Origin of the sequence: Olleya sp. AS48 (genome assembly GCF_038900355.1) — a bacterium.
In the GTDB taxonomy this organism is placed as follows: Bacteria; Bacteroidota; Bacteroidia; order Flavobacteriales; family Flavobacteriaceae; genus Olleya.
In genome coordinates, this window is the sequence record NZ_JBBMRD010000005.1 from 136,828 (window position 1) to 150,959 (window position 14,132).

At 33.3% G+C, this 14,132-nt stretch carries 11 protein-coding genes; 2 read left to right on the forward strand and 9 right to left on the reverse strand.

Annotated elements, in window-relative coordinates; translation table 11 throughout:
* Nucleotide 1: 1 nt before the first annotated feature.
* The 4 genes from WNY60_RS08090 to WNY60_RS08105 all read right to left on the reverse strand — a co-directional run bounded on the left by WNY60_RS08090 (nt 2) and on the right by WNY60_RS08105 (nt 5,156).
* Nucleotides 2-529 carry a sigma-70 family RNA polymerase sigma factor gene (locus tag WNY60_RS08090; RefSeq protein WP_292946439.1) on the reverse strand — a complete coding sequence of 176 codons (528 nt, stop codon included), beginning with the start codon at nt 527-529 and terminating at the stop codon, nt 2-4.
* A gap of 85 nt (nt 530-614) precedes the next feature.
* Nucleotides 615-1,172, reverse strand: coding sequence for a superoxide dismutase family protein (locus tag WNY60_RS08095; RefSeq protein WP_339808593.1), 558 nt, complete (start codon nt 1,170-1,172; stop codon nt 615-617).
* 66 nt (nt 1,173-1,238) lie between these two features.
* Nucleotides 1,239-1,871, reverse strand: coding sequence for a YceI family protein (locus WNY60_RS08100; protein WP_342862062.1), 633 nt, complete (start codon nt 1,869-1,871; stop codon nt 1,239-1,241).
* Nucleotides 1,872-1,943: 72 nt separating this feature from the next.
* Entirely contained in the window at nt 1,944-5,156 is a 3,213-nt protein-coding gene (locus WNY60_RS08105; protein ID WP_342862063.1) for a hypothetical protein, read from the reverse strand.
* A gap of 96 nt (nt 5,157-5,252) precedes the next feature.
* Between WNY60_RS08105 and WNY60_RS08110 the strand changes: the two genes are divergently transcribed.
* Together WNY60_RS08110 and WNY60_RS08115 are read left to right on the forward strand one after the other, a co-directional pair.
* The gene (locus tag WNY60_RS08110; protein WP_145002207.1) at nt 5,253-6,380 is read left to right on the forward strand and encodes a VWA domain-containing protein; all 1,128 of its coding nucleotides are present in this window, start codon (nt 5,253-5,255) and stop codon (nt 6,378-6,380) included.
* 62 nt (nt 6,381-6,442) lie between these two features.
* A complete protein-coding gene (locus WNY60_RS08115; protein WP_342862064.1) occupies nt 6,443-7,909 on the forward strand; it encodes a magnesium chelatase in 1,467 nt (488 codons plus the stop codon).
* A 55-nt stretch (nt 7,910-7,964) separates the two neighbouring features.
* Here WNY60_RS08115 and WNY60_RS08120 read toward each other — a convergent pair whose 3' ends face one another.
* The 5 genes from WNY60_RS08120 to WNY60_RS08140 all read right to left on the reverse strand — a co-directional run bounded on the left by WNY60_RS08120 (nt 7,965) and on the right by WNY60_RS08140 (nt 14,108).
* Complete coding sequence (locus tag WNY60_RS08120; RefSeq protein ID WP_342862065.1) at nt 7,965-9,176, reverse strand: bifunctional alpha/beta hydrolase/OsmC family protein; 1,212 nt, start codon at nt 9,174-9,176, stop codon at nt 7,965-7,967.
* 57 nt (nt 9,177-9,233) lie between these two features.
* Nucleotides 9,234-9,806, reverse strand: coding sequence for a YdeI/OmpD-associated family protein (locus WNY60_RS08125; RefSeq protein ID WP_342862066.1), 573 nt, complete (start codon nt 9,804-9,806; stop codon nt 9,234-9,236).
* A 1-nt stretch (nt 9,807) separates the two neighbouring features.
* Complete coding sequence (locus WNY60_RS08130; protein WP_342862067.1) at nt 9,808-11,457, reverse strand: M1 family metallopeptidase; 1,650 nt, start codon at nt 11,455-11,457, stop codon at nt 9,808-9,810.
* Nucleotides 11,458-11,460: 3 nt separating this feature from the next.
* Nucleotides 11,461-12,207: a sugar-binding protein gene (locus WNY60_RS08135; protein WP_342862068.1), complete on the reverse strand. Its 747-nt coding sequence runs from the start codon at nt 12,205-12,207 to the stop codon at nt 11,461-11,463.
* A 92-nt stretch (nt 12,208-12,299) separates the two neighbouring features.
* Nucleotides 12,300-14,108, reverse strand: a complete 1,809-nt coding sequence (locus tag WNY60_RS08140; RefSeq protein WP_342862069.1) for an acyl-CoA dehydrogenase family protein — start codon at nt 14,106-14,108, stop codon at nt 12,300-12,302.
* Nucleotides 14,109-14,132 lie beyond the last annotated feature (24 nt).

Sequence of the window (14,132 nt, forward strand, 5' to 3'; positions counted from 1 at the left end):
ATTATAGTACAGCTTCTCTTAATTCTTTAATACAATTTCTATTCCTAGTCTTAATCGTCCCAATTGGCATGTCTAACTCTTCTGAGGCTTCTTTTTGTGTAAACCCTTTAAAGTATAATAGCTCAATCACTTCAATGCACTTTTTAGCTAATTTATCTACAAATTTCTTGATGCCTATAGCATCAGTACTATCGTCTAAACTATCATGCGACTGGATAATATCTACGAAAAAATCAGAGTTAAGGTTTTTACCCGAGTTTTTAAAGGACTTAGATCTAGTTTTATCTATTGCTGCATTTCTAGCAATATTTATTAACCAAGTAAAGAAACGACCTTTTTTAACGTCATAACTATCGGCTTTATGCCAAGCTTTGATAAATACGTCTTGCATGATTTCTTCCGCAATGTCATTATCTCTAACTATATTATAAATTACACCATGCATACTATCTTTGTACATATCGTATAATTTTTCAAAAGCCTTTTCGTCTTTCTTCTTAAATTGAACTACTAAATTATCTATATCCATATAAAAATATCTTGAACTAAAGTATAATAAAAAACATAAAAAAATCGCTTAAAAGCGATTTTTTTTAATCTATTGCTATTGTGGATTACTTAATGATCCCTCCACAACTTACACGTCCACCAGCATCTCCTGTTGGTTGTGTTGTAAAGTCATCTGTACCAGCATGTACAATTATTGCTTTACCTAATATGTCTTTGTTCTCGTCACCACATCCAATACACCACTCATCTGTTTTTAGCATTATTGTTGCATGACCATTAGCGTCTGCTTGTAAATTACCAATGTCGCCTTTATGGTATCCAGCTTTACTTCCCCATTTTCCGTGAGGTGCTCCTGTAGGATTCCAGTGTCCACCTGTAGATTTTCCGTCATCCGAAGAACAATCTGCTTTTTCATGAATATGGATAGCGTGTATTCCTGGCTCTAAACCACTAAGCATTGCGGTAAATTTAATTTGGTCATCTTCTTCTGTAAATACAGCATTACCTGTAACATTGCTTCCGCTTTTAGATTCTAATTTTAGTTTAACCTTTTTTGCTGTTTCGGCTACGGTTTTTTCAGTTTCAGGTTGTGTTTTGTCTTCTTTACAGCTTATAAATACTGCAAAAGTTAACACTAATAGTAGTAATGATATTTTTTTCATTTTATTTAGATTTTTAAGTTAAGTAGCTCTGTCAAACTGCTTTTTTACTAATATAATAAAATACTATTAGTTTTTTCTTAAAAAAGTGTTGATTTCTATTGAAACGTCTTCCCATGTTTTACTAACACCATCTGCACCTTTGTGTAAATCAAAACAAACTTTATTTAAAATACTTAAAGCACCTAAGGCATCCCAATCTTTTAATTGCATTGTCGCAGACATGGCTACACGTCTTTCATCCGTGATTTTTACTTCTAATGGTAAGTCATTAGTGACACCATTCATGGTAATAGAAGCAATGTATTTGTTATCTATATGTTTAATCGTTCCTTTTATAAATTCAGGATTTAACATCTCTCCAAAAAATGAAGTTTTTAACTTTAAATCTCTTGCGTCGTTGTCTGTAAATAATCCACTAATTGGAATAGAAAAGTTTAAATTGTTTAATGCATCCTGTGGAGAATCTCCAGCTTTTTCATCAAAATTTAAAGTGACAAACTGTCCACCAACAGGAACTTTTTCAGTCGTTTTGTAAGCAGTCCATTTTACTGTTGTTCCTTCTGGTTTTACAACAAATTTTTCAGTTTTTGCTACAGACTCAGTTGTTTCTTTTTTAGTATCAGAAGTTTTAGTGTCGTCTATACAACTTACAGCAAAAACAAGAGATAATGCCAATACTAATTTTGTTATTTTTTTCATTTTAAAAATTTATTTTTTTCGTAATTATTATAATGTCAGATACATAATTTTACTGTTGTAATTTACAAACAATTAATCTAAACTAAAGGTTTTAATTTCATCTATCCCTTTGGTCATATTAATTTTAATAATGCTTTGATAATAAGGTTTAAAGTTAGTATTAAAAAAGGTGTTTGTTTTTTCTAACGCTAATTTTAAATCTTCTTTAGCATGTTGTAACAAGGTGGTTTCTGTACTAGTTAAACCATTTTGTCTTGTTGCTATATACCAAGATGCAGTACCTATTCTGTTATTTACACTAACATCTAAAGTTTTAGTTATTCCTTGGCGTTTATCTTGTTTGCCAATGTAAATATCTAATAATTCATCAATTTGTTTAATTATGTCTTTGGAGGCTTTTATTTCATCTTTATATTTTTCTTTATCTAAATCTGTTAATTCTGCTTTGTATTTTTCAGCTAACTTTTTATTTTCGGCTAATTGCTTAGTGGCATCAGCAGCTATTTGACGGATATTTTCAATCTCTTTTAAAGCAGCATAGACAGCATCTGTATTTTTGGTAGAAACTTCTAGTCTTGGATCTGACGCTACAGTAATCATGGTTTCTGAAGTTTGGTCACCATATTCTAAAATAGCTTTGTAGTTACCTGGTTTTACATCTACACCTCCAGATTCTCTAGAGCTTTTTCTAACGGTTCTTGATGGTCTGTCGCCACCTTTTTCGTCCATATACCAAGTCCATTTATGTAATCCTTTACCTTCTGGAACCTTACGTTTTAAGGTTCTAATTAACTTATCTCCATTGTATATTTTTAATGAAATAGAATCCCATTTAATTTCATTTTTATCGTCATCAGCATCAGAATCATTTGCTTTATCATCATCGTCTTCATTTTTCTCTTCTTTTGAAGCTTTTACAGGATTAACCAAATACGTAAATTGCGCACCACGACCTCTGTTATCTCCATTAAACATAGCATCTGCACCAAATCGACTTCCTGTTGGTTGTTGGTAAGCTGCTTGATAGGCAATAGGAGGAGAGAATAGGGTTATTTTACTGTCTATAACTTGTTTGTTTTTTGCTATAGCACGTAATGGTCTAATATCGTCCAAAACCCAAGCAGCACGTCCAAAAGTCCCAATTACTAAATCATGCTCTCTAGGATGGATTACTAAGTCTTTTACAGAAACAGTAGGGAAACCTTCCGTCCATTTAGTCCAATTATTACCTGCGTTTATAGATACGTATAAACCATCATCTGTACCTAAAAATAGTAAGTTTGGTTCTTCTAGATCTTCAATAATTGATAAGGTGTAACTTTTAACATCATTTTCGTCTACAATACGCTCCCATGTTTTACCGTAGTTAGTTGTTTTATAAGCGTAAGGTGTGTAGTTAAAACGTCTGTAATCATTCGCGATAAGCAAAGCTTCACCTTTATTTTTATTACTAGCTTTTATTTGTGCAATCCAACTACCTTTAGGTAATCCTTTTAGATTATTTGACACGTCGTTATAGCTTTCTCCTCCATTTGTGGTAACATGCACGCGACCATCATCTGTACCAACCCAAAAGACATCTTTTTCTGCAGGAGAAGGTTCTATTACTAAAATAGTACAGTGGTTTTCTGCTCCTGTAGCATCCATAGTTAAGCCACCACTTTCATGTTGTTTTAATTTTTCAGGATCGTTAGTAGTTAAATCAGGTGAGATGACTTTCCATGTTAATCCTTTGTCTGTAGATTTATGTACAAACTGACTTCCAAAATAAATAGTATTATTGCTAAAAGGGTCAATATTTATTGCGCTATTCCAATTAAATCTTAAGGTAACATCTTTATCTGGATGTGTTGGTTGTATAGTATAATTATTACCTGTTTGCCAATCATATCTGCTAACAGAGCCTTGTTGACTCATGGTCCAACCGTAACGCGAATCGTCTTTATCTGGTACCACATCAAAACCATCTCCAAAACTAATCTCTTGCCAATAGCTGTTACGTATACCTTGTGCACGCCAAACATAAGCAGGACCTCTCCATGATCCGTTATCTTGCATACCTCCATACACATTATATGGATATTCATTATCTACATTAATATGGTAAAATTGAGCAACAGGAAGGTTACCAACAAAACGCCAGTTTTTACCACCATCTTTAGTAATATTTAATCCACCATCATTACCATCAATCATAAAATTACCATTTGTAGGATGTATCCACCAAGCATGATGGTCAGGATGGACTCCATTGTTTGCACCATAAGCAGGCATTAACTGTGTAAAGTTTTTACCACCATCTTCACTAACATTAATATAAGTGTAAACGGAATATACTCTGTTTTCGTTTTGTGGATCAACATATATTTCAGAATAGTAAAAGGGTCTATTACCAATATCACTTTTATCATTTATTTTTTTCCATTTAAACCCACCATCATCACTTCTGTAAAGTGCATTTTTTTTTGCTTCAACCAAGGCATAGATAATATTAGGTTTGTTAGCAGCTATTGCGACACCAATACGCCCTAATTCCCCTTTAGGGAAACCTTCTTTTTCTGTAACTTTAGTCCAATTTTCTCCACCATCGTGTGTAATATGCAATCCAGATCCTGTTCCTCCAGATTTAAAAAACCAAGGCTCACGTTTATGCTCCCAAAGTGTAGCAATTAATTTGTTTGGATTGGTTGGATCCATAACAAGATCTGCAGCTCCTGTTTTGTTATTGGCAAATAATATTTTTTTCCATGATTTACCACCATCTGTAGTTTTAAAAATACCACGTTCTGGATGTTCTCCCCATGGACTACCAATTGCAGCAGCATACACTATATTAGGATTTGTAGGATCTATAACCACACGATGTATGTGTCTGGTGTTTTCTAAACCCATAAGCATCCATGATTTTCCAGCGTCTAAAGATTTATAGATTCCATAACCACCATTTAAGCTATTTCTAGGATTACCTTCTCCAGTACCTACCCAAATCACACTTGGATTAGATTGTTGTATGGCAACTGCACCAACAGATGCTGTGACTTCTTTTTCAAATATAGGTTCCCATTTTATACCTCCAGAAGTCGATTTCCATAAACCACCAGAAGCAGTACCAACATACATAATATCTGGATTAGCGTGAACAGCATCTATTGCTGTAACACGACCAGACATTCCGCCTGGACCAATGTTTCTTGGTTTCATGTTTTTAACTAAATCCATAGAGAATTCTTGCGAAAACGCTGTAATACAGAAGAGTAATAAGAGGGTAAAGGATAGTTTTTTCATTTTTGGTCGATTAGTTTGCATAAAGTTAAACAACATAATCTTAAAAAGCTGTTAAGACGTTTATTTTGATGTTAAAATGTCGTATTTTTATACTGCATGAAAAACAAAAATAACAACAGAAAAGGCTTTGTATTTAAACCATACGAAGCACCTTCGCAATCCCCTTTTGAGAAGCTTTTTGATATTTTTAAAGAATTAATTACGCATACTTCTGGAGATTTTGACGAAGCTATAGATTGGCTTCGCGAATTAGATAAAGAATATAAATTAACCACTCCAGAATATTCAATTGACGATTTTATTGAAGATCTTAAAGAAAAAGGTTACATACGTGAAGAAATTAAACCAGATGGAAACAAAGGGAATGCTATTACAGCAAAGACTGAGCGTGCCATTAGACAATCTGCATTGGATCAAATATTTGGTAACATCAAACGTAGTGGTTCTGGAAACCATAAAAGTAAAGGTGTTGGAATAGGAGATGAGCATACAGGCGATTTTAGAAACTACCAATTTGGCGACAGTTTGGATAAAGTCTCTATGACGGAAAGTCTAAGAAACGCACAAATTAACAACGGAATTGGCGATTTTAATTTAACCGAAGACGATTTAGTGGTCGAAGAAACCACACATAAGTCACAAATGAGTACGGTTTTAATGATAGACATTAGCCACAGTATGATTTTGTATGGAGAGGACAGAATAACACCTGCTAAAAAAGTAGCGATGGCTTTAGCCGAATTAATTACAACACGCTACCCAAAAGATACCTTAGACATATTAGTTTTCGGTAACGATGCTTGGCCAATAAAAATTAAAGATTTACCCTATTTAAACGTTGGTCCATATCATACAAATACGGTTGCTGGACTACAATTAGCAATGGATTTATTGCGTCGTAAACGTAATACTAATAAGCAAATTTTTATGATAACAGATGGTAAACCAAGTTGCTTGCGTTTGCCAGACGGAACCTATTATAAAGATAGTAATGGTTTAAACCCATACATTACTAATAAATGCTATGCACAAGCACAACAAGCCAGAAAATTGCATATTCCTATTACAACTTTTATGATTGCTCAAGACCCTTATTTAATGCAATTTGTAGAAGAATTTACGCATGCCAATCAAGGAAAAGCTTTTTATACAGGCTTGAAAGGACTAGGTGAAATGATTTTTGAAGATTACGAAACAAATAGAAAAAAAAGAATTAAAGGATAAAAAAAGCTAAGAGTTATAAGTGAAAAATTTTCACGCTCGAATGAAAAAGATTTAAAAGAACTATGGAAATAAAAAATATTAAAACTTTAGGCGAATTAAAAAAAGCTGGATACAAAAGCAAGTCTATTAAAGATGAATTAAGAGATAATTTAATTGAAAAAATAAAAAATAAAACAACCGTTTTTGAAGGCGTACATGGTTACGAAAACACTGTGATTCCAGAGTTAGAACGTGCCATTTTATCACGTCATAATATCAACTTTTTAGGATTACGTGGTCAAGCAAAAACACGTTTAGCACGTTTAATGCTTAATTTGTTAGACGAGTATATTCCTGTGGTTGATGGTTCCGAAATTAATGACGATCCTTTACAACCCATTTCACGTTTTGCAACCGAATTGATTACAGAAAAAGGAGACGACACACCAATTACTTGGATGCATAGAAGCGAGCGTTTTGCCGAAAAATTAGCAACTCCAGATGTTACTGTTGCAGATATTATTGGTGATGTGGATCCAATAAAAGCAGCAAACTTAAAGTTGAGTTATGCAGATGACAGAGTAATACATTACGGAATGATTCCGCGTGTAAACCGTTGTATTTTTGTTATTAATGAATTACCAGATTTACAAGCTAGAATACAAGTGGCTTTATTTAATATTTTACAAGAAGGTGATATACAGATTAGAGGATTTAAATTACGTTTACCTTTAGATATGCAGTTTATTTTTACTGCAAACCCTGAAGATTATACTAATAGAGGAAGCATTGTAACACCTTTAAAAGATAGAATTGGATCGCAAATTTTAACGCATTATCCAACAGATATTGAAACAGCAAAAACCATTACGCAACAAGAAGCGAAATCCGATGGACGCCAAAAAGAAAGTATTCATGTGCCGGAATTAGCAAAAGATTTGTTAGAACAAATTGTATTTGAAGCACGTGATAGTGATTTTATTGACGAAAAAAGTGGCGTAAGTGCACGTTTAAGTATTACCGCATTTGAAAACTTATTAAGTACAGCAGAGCTTAGAGGATTAAAAAATGGAGATGATACTACAACTATTAGATTATCAGACTTTTTAGGAATTATTCCTGCTATTACTGGTAAAGTTGAGTTGGTTTATGAAGGTGAACAAGAAGGTGCTGCACAAGTGGCTTATAACTTAATAGGTGAAGCGGTTAAAAGTTTATTTCCTGAGTTTTTCCCTAAGATAGAAAAATTAAAAAAACAAGAAGATGTAAGTCCTTATGATGACATTGTCTCTTGGTTTTTCAATGCTTCTGAAGGTTTTGAGTTATTAGACGGTTTACGAGACAAGGAGTATAAAAATCTATTAGATGCAGTTTCTCCTTTAGATGATTTATTAGCAGAACACCAACCAAAATTAACAAAACAAGAAAGTTATTTTGTAAAAGAGTTTGTGCTTTGGGCTTTAGTGGAATATAAACAATTAAGTAAACACAGATTTACTGAAGGGATTCAGTTTAAAGATCCTTACGGAAGTTTTATTAGTGGTTTATAATTTTGAAACTTAAAACAATAAAAAAGCGCATCATTTTAATGATGCGCTTTTTTATTTAAACCAGTGTGGTAGCCACTTCTATATCGCTATGTAACGTTTTATGCACTGGACATTTATCTGCAATTTGAAGAATACGTTGTATCTGTTTTTCGTCTAAATTACCTTTTAGTTTAATCTCTCTATTAAACGTGTCTACTTTCATTTCTTTTTGTTCGCCATTTTCAACAACTTGTTTTGATACTTTAGTATGTGAAGTGTGGACTTCAATATTTTGTAAATCCCATCCTTTTCGTTTAACATACATTTGAACAGTCATTGCAGTACAAGCAGATAATCCAGCTGAGACAAACTCATATGGCGAAGGTCCAAAATCATTGCCACCAAAATTTGTAGGCTCATCAGCCATCATAGTATGACTTCCAACAGTCATTTGTGTGGTAAAACCATCTTTAGCATCTAAACTTGCAACTGCTTGATGTGTTGTCTTTACTATTTCTGTTCTAGGTATGGTAATATAGCGTTTTGCCCAAGTAGCAATCACACTTCCTACGTAAACAGAATCCTCTTTTTTCATTAATAAATGATCCGCTCCATCTAGCGTTACAAAACTTTTTGGATGTCTTGCTGCGATATAAATTTCTTCAGCATTTTCAATACCTACGGTTGTGTCTTGAGGCGAATGCATGACTAATAAGGCTTTCCGTAAATTTTTAGCAACGTCTGGTAGTGACTTAGTTTCAATATCTTCTAAAAATTGTTTTTTAATTGTAAATGGTCTTCCTCCAATATTCACATTTGCTTTTCCTGTTGCCTTAATTTCTTCAACACTACTTTGTATTAAATGCTTGACGTGTTTTGGATTAGAAGGTGCTCCAATGGTTGCAACCGCTTTAACAGATTCTATTGTAGAGGCAGCAAATATAACAGCAGCTCCACCTAAGGAATGTCCAATTAATAGGGAAGGAGCAGTATAGTTTTCTTTCAAATAATTAGAAGCGCTAATTAAATCTTCTACATTTCCTGAAAAATTGGTGTTTTCAAAATCACCTTCACTTTCCCCTAAACCAGTAAAATCAAAACGTAATACTCCAAAGCCATTTGATGTTAATTCGCGAGAAATATTTTTTACTGCAGATAAGTTTTTATTACAAGTAAAACAATGTGCGAAAATGGCAAAATTATGAGGATGTTGATTTATTGGCAGCTCTAAACGACCAACTAATTGTTGACCTTCTGCATTAGTGAAATTTATTTTTTGAATATTCATTGTGTTGAGGTTTTATATTAAGTCGAAAAAAAGTGAAAGCCTTTCAATATTTAGTCATTACCACGTATCTCTAGACTTAATATTGGCTTCGCAAAATTTAATAATCTCTGTAATTCTCTTTTCTTTTGTAGCTTCCCGTTTGGCTTGGTTTAGCCAATACAAATAACTTTTTCTGTATGAAGGCGCAAAATTGTTATAGTTTTTAAAAGCTTTCGGGTTTGCATTAAAGGCTAATTGTAATGCTTCGGGAATTATACCTTTTTCAACGTCATCTAAAGCAGTCCAACTTCCGTTTTGCTTTCCTGTTTTAATTATTTCTAAACCTTTTGGATGCATTAAGTCTTCTGCAAGTAAAGCTTTAACGTGTCTTTTGTTAAGTGCGCTCCAAACACTTTTTGGATTACGTTTACAAAAATATTGTCTGCGTTTTCCATCTCCTAAACTTTTAACAGTACTATCGATCCAACCATAACACAAGGCTACTTTTACAGCTTCTTCCCAACGCATACTTTCGTTTTTGTGGTCTACTTTGTAAAAGATGAGGTAGACACCATCATCGCTGTCGTGATTGATGTGTAACCATTCTCGCCATTCAGTGTCAGATTTAAAATAGTACTCGTCAGTAGTCATTTTAAAGCGCTTTTACATTTACATAAAAATTACTATCTACTTTTATTTTGGCATCTTTAAATTTTAATTTAAGCGTTTGATTGTTTTTTGAAGGTGTAATCCATTGATTAACACCATTGACTTCAATTTGAATTGGCATTATAAAGTCATCAACTATATTAGTCCATTTGTAGTGTAATTTTTTACCTTCCACTTGATATTCTAAAACAGGAATTTTAGTAGTACGCAAATATTGATTAAAAATCCCTTTTAAATCCAAACCAGATTCTTCAGCTAAACAGTTTTCAATTTGTTGTGTTGTTACGGTTTGATGATAGAATTTTGAATTTAAAGTACGTAATATTTGTCTCCATTTTTCGTCATCTTTAACCAATTGACGAATGGTATGAAGCATGTTTGCACCTTTGTAATACATGTCGCCAGAACCTTCATTATTAACATTATAATGTCCAATTAACGGTCTGTCATTTTGAATACCTCTTCTTGTACCAATAACGTATTCTGATGAGGCTTGTTTACCGTAATAATAATCTAAAAATAAGCTTTCAGAATAAGCAGTAAAACTTTCGTGAATCCACATATCTGCAATATCTACATTGGTAATATTGTTTGCAAACCACTCGTGTCCAGCTTCGTGAATAATAATAAAATCAAATTTTAAACCCCAACCTGTTCCAGATAAATCGCTACCCAAATAGCCATTCATATATTTGTTTCCGTAAGTTACAGAACTTTGGTGTTCCATACCTAAATAAGGAACTTCTACCAGTTTAAAACTATCTTCGTAAAACGGATAAGGACCAAACCAATGTTCAAAAGCTTTCATCATTTTTGGTGCATCTTTAAAATGGGTTTTTGCTTTTCCAAGGTTGTCTTTTAAGACGTAATAATTCATGTCTAAATCGCCTTTTTCGCCTTTAAAAACTTCAGAAAAGTTAGCATAATCACCAATATTAATATTTACACCATAGTTGTTAATTGGGTTTGCTACATGCCAATTAGTTGTAATTGTTTCATCTTTATTATCAATAATATTTTTAAGTCTTCCGTTAGACACATTCATTAGCCCTTTTGGGATAGTAACGCTAATATCCATACTATCTACTTCGTCATACATGTGGTCTTTATTAGGCCACCAAACACTTGCGCCAAGTCCTTGACAGGATGAAGCTATGAAATGATTTCCGTTTTTGTCTTTTTTCCAAGAAATTCCGCCATCCCAAGGTGCTCTAACAGCTTCACGAGGTTTCCCTTCGTAATAAGCAATTACACTATTTGTTTCACCTATATATTGTTGATCTTTAAGCATTACAAAGTGTGCATTTCCATCGTGTTTTATTTCTAGTTCTTTATTGTTTTGAGTCACTTTAGTCAATACTAATGGTTCTTGCAAATCAATTTGTAATACTTGGTTTGGTTTTAAAACGGTATACTGAATTGTATTTGTTCCAGAAATTGTTTTATGTTCTGGATTAACTTTAATATCTAAATGATAATAGGTTAAATCCCACCATTCGCGCTCTGGAGTGATACTACCACGAAGCGTGTCTTGTCTAGTAAAGTTGTTTTTTTCTTGTAGTAAACCTTGGGCTTTTAAGTTTGAATATCCAGTTAGAATTAATATTAAACTTGCTATTAGAGTTTTATTCATTTTTTATTCTTTTAAAATTAAAGTCCCAAAAACAGAAGCATCAATCCAGCCTCTATTTTTATCTTCTCCTTCAATAATTTCTGATCCTATAAAATTTTCGCGTTCAGTACTTGAATCATTATCACAATATGCTATGGCAAATCCTATCTTTTTATTAGAGAACAAATTAGTAGGTGAGTTATGTCCTCCATCAATATAATTAGCTTTATAAATATGTATTTTTAGTTCCCAAATAGAAGTGTTACCCGAAGTAATTCTCTTAGATTCTACGTGGTTGTTATAAAGAGTTGGTTTTTCGCCAGGAGCAATATCAACGACGTTTCCATCTAGTGCAACATGATAAGCAAATGCGTTGTGATTATATTGATGCTCACCACCACTATTATCCTCGTCAATAAAGACTTCAACACAATCATCATCCCACCATAATTTTAATGGGTCTTTATATTGATCATAAAGTGAATCGTCTTGAATTTTGACTAAAGCAAAAAGAGCTTGTTCGTTCCAAGTTAGTTTGTATTGTCCTTTAAAGTCTTCATCATTATAATTCTCTCCTAACCAATTTTGGTCTATGGCATGCCATTTGGCATTAATCCAAGCATCTTCAGTTGCTCTACCGTCTACTAATATTTGATCTTGTGCTTTTAATACTACAGTCGGTGGTTTTTCGGGTTTAAAAATTTGTTTCTGATTATTATTACAGCTTAAAAGTAGCAAAGCGCTAGTAAAAAATAGGAAGTGTTTAATCATTTACTTTTAATTTTTTACTAAAGTAACAAAATTAAAAAAGCTGTTTCATTACAAAACAGCTTTTTAGGGTAATTAAAACTAAAACTTAATTTTTAGAAGCAGTATTTTCCTTCTGCTTTTACTTTTTCTGCAATCTCGATACGTAAATCTACGATATCTGGATAATTAGCATATTTTGTAAAACGCTTAAGACCCATTAACATCATGCGTTGTTCGTCTCCTTCAGCAAAAGAAATAATACTTTCTTTTCCTTTTTCTTCAACGATATCTACAGCGTGATATAAATATAATTTAGCCATTGCGATTTGAGCAGATTGCTCAGCTTCGCTAGTACGCTTAACGTTTTTCTCTGTTCTTAAAATTGCAGACTCTGCCATATAGATTTCAATTAAGATATCTGCAGCTGCAATTAATAATTGTTGGTGATCTTCTAATTGAGGACCATATTTTTGAACAGCACCACCTGCAACCATTAAGAATGTCTTTTTAAGTTTCTTAATCATTTCTTTTTCTTCTGAAAATAACTCAGAGTAATCTGGTGTTTCAAAAGATGGTATTCCCATTAATTCTTCTTGTACTTTAGAAGCAGGACCTAATAAGTCAACATGACCTTTCATTGCCTTTTTAACTAACATACCAACCGCTAACATTCTGTTAATCTCGTTAGTTCCTTCGTATATACGTGCAATTCTAGCATCTCTCCAAGCAGATTCCATAGGAGTTTCTTCAGAGAATCCCATTCCACCAAAAATTTGGATTCCTTCATCTGCACAATTTTGTACATCTTCAGATACCGCAACTTTTAATATAGAACATTCAATTGCATATTCTTCAACACCTTTAAGCTCTGCTTCTTGGTGTGTATTTCCAGCAGCTTCACGCATCGCGATTCTGTCTTCAATATTTTTAGCAGCTCTATAAGTAGCAGATTCACCAGCATAAGCACTTGCAGCCATTTCGGCTAACTTTACTTTAATTGCTCCAAAATCTGCAATAGGTGTTTTAAATTGCTTACGTTCTTTAGCATAGTTTACAGCAGTAGTTAAGATACGTCTTTGAGAATCTAAGCATGCAGCAGCTAATTTAATACGACCAACGTTAAGAGCATTCATCGCAATTTTAAAACCTTCACCACGACCAGCTAACATATTTTCAGCAGGAACAACAGTGTCGTTAAAAAATACTTGACGCGTAGAAGACGCACGAATACCTAATTTATGTTCTTCTTCACCTAAAGTAATTCCGTTAGGATTTTCACCATCATATTCAACGATAAATCCAGTAATGTTTTTATCATCTTCAATACGAGCAAAAACAATCATCACACTACAGAATCCTGCATTTGAGATCCACATTTTTTGACCGTTAATTTTGTATGATTTTCCATCTGCAGAAAGCTCAGCAGTTGTTTTTCCAGAATTTGCATCAGATCCAGCTCCAGGCTCTGTTAAACAGTAAGCTCCAAACCACTCTCCAGAAGCTAATTTTGGTACGTATTTTTGTTTTTGTTCATCAGTACCATAAAGAGTAATTGGCATAGTACCAATACCTGTATGTGCACCAAAAGCAGTACTAAATGATCCTGTTCCAGAAGAAATGTAATCACATGTTAATACTGTCGAAACAAATCCCATTCCCATTCCGCCAAAAGCTTCAGGTACAGCTACACTTAAAAAACCCATATCTCCAGCTTTACGCATAACTTCCTCAGTTAGTGCATAGTCTTTAGCTTCAAAACGTGCTTTATGTGGTATAATTTCACGGTCATTAAATTCCATTACAGAATCTTTCATCATTGCTTGTTCTTCTGAAAAATCTTCAGGAGTAAACACATCGTCACAATTTGTTTCTTTTACTAAGAATTGACCACCTCTTAAGATGTCTTTTTCTAAATCTGCCATTTTATAGTATTGTATTAAGTTCTT

Excerpts from the sequence above, each read along its gene's own strand:
- WNY60_RS08095 (WP_339808593.1), bottom strand. The coding sequence starts at position 1,172 with ATGAAAAAAATATCATTACTACTATTAGTGTTAACTTTTGCAGTATTT.
- WNY60_RS08130 (WP_342862067.1), bottom strand. The coding sequence starts at position 11,457 with ATGAATAAAACTCTAATAGCAAGTTTAATATTAATTCTAACTGGATAT.
- WNY60_RS08105 (WP_342862063.1), bottom strand. The coding sequence starts at position 5,156 with ATGAAAAAACTATCCTTTACCCTCTTATTACTCTTCTGTATTACAGCG.
- WNY60_RS08140 (WP_342862069.1), bottom strand. The coding sequence starts at position 14,108 with ATGGCAGATTTAGAAAAAGACATCTTAAGAGGTGGTCAATTCTTAGTA.
- WNY60_RS08120 (WP_342862065.1), bottom strand. The coding sequence starts at position 9,176 with ATGAATATTCAAAAAATAAATTTCACTAATGCAGAAGGTCAACAATTA.
- WNY60_RS08100 (WP_342862062.1), bottom strand. The coding sequence starts at position 1,871 with ATGAAAAAAATAACAAAATTAGTATTGGCATTATCTCTTGTTTTTGCT.
- WNY60_RS08125 (WP_342862066.1), bottom strand. The coding sequence starts at position 9,806 with ATGACTACTGACGAGTACTATTTTAAATCTGACACTGAATGGCGAGAA.
- WNY60_RS08110 (WP_145002207.1), top strand. The coding sequence starts at position 5,253 with ATGAAAAACAAAAATAACAACAGAAAAGGCTTTGTATTTAAACCATAC.
- WNY60_RS08135 (WP_342862068.1), bottom strand. The coding sequence starts at position 12,207 with ATGATTAAACACTTCCTATTTTTTACTAGCGCTTTGCTACTTTTAAGC.
- WNY60_RS08115 (WP_342862064.1), top strand. The coding sequence starts at position 6,443 with ATGGAAATAAAAAATATTAAAACTTTAGGCGAATTAAAAAAAGCTGGA.
- WNY60_RS08090 (WP_292946439.1), bottom strand. The coding sequence starts at position 529 with ATGGATATAGATAATTTAGTAGTTCAATTTAAGAAGAAAGACGAAAAG.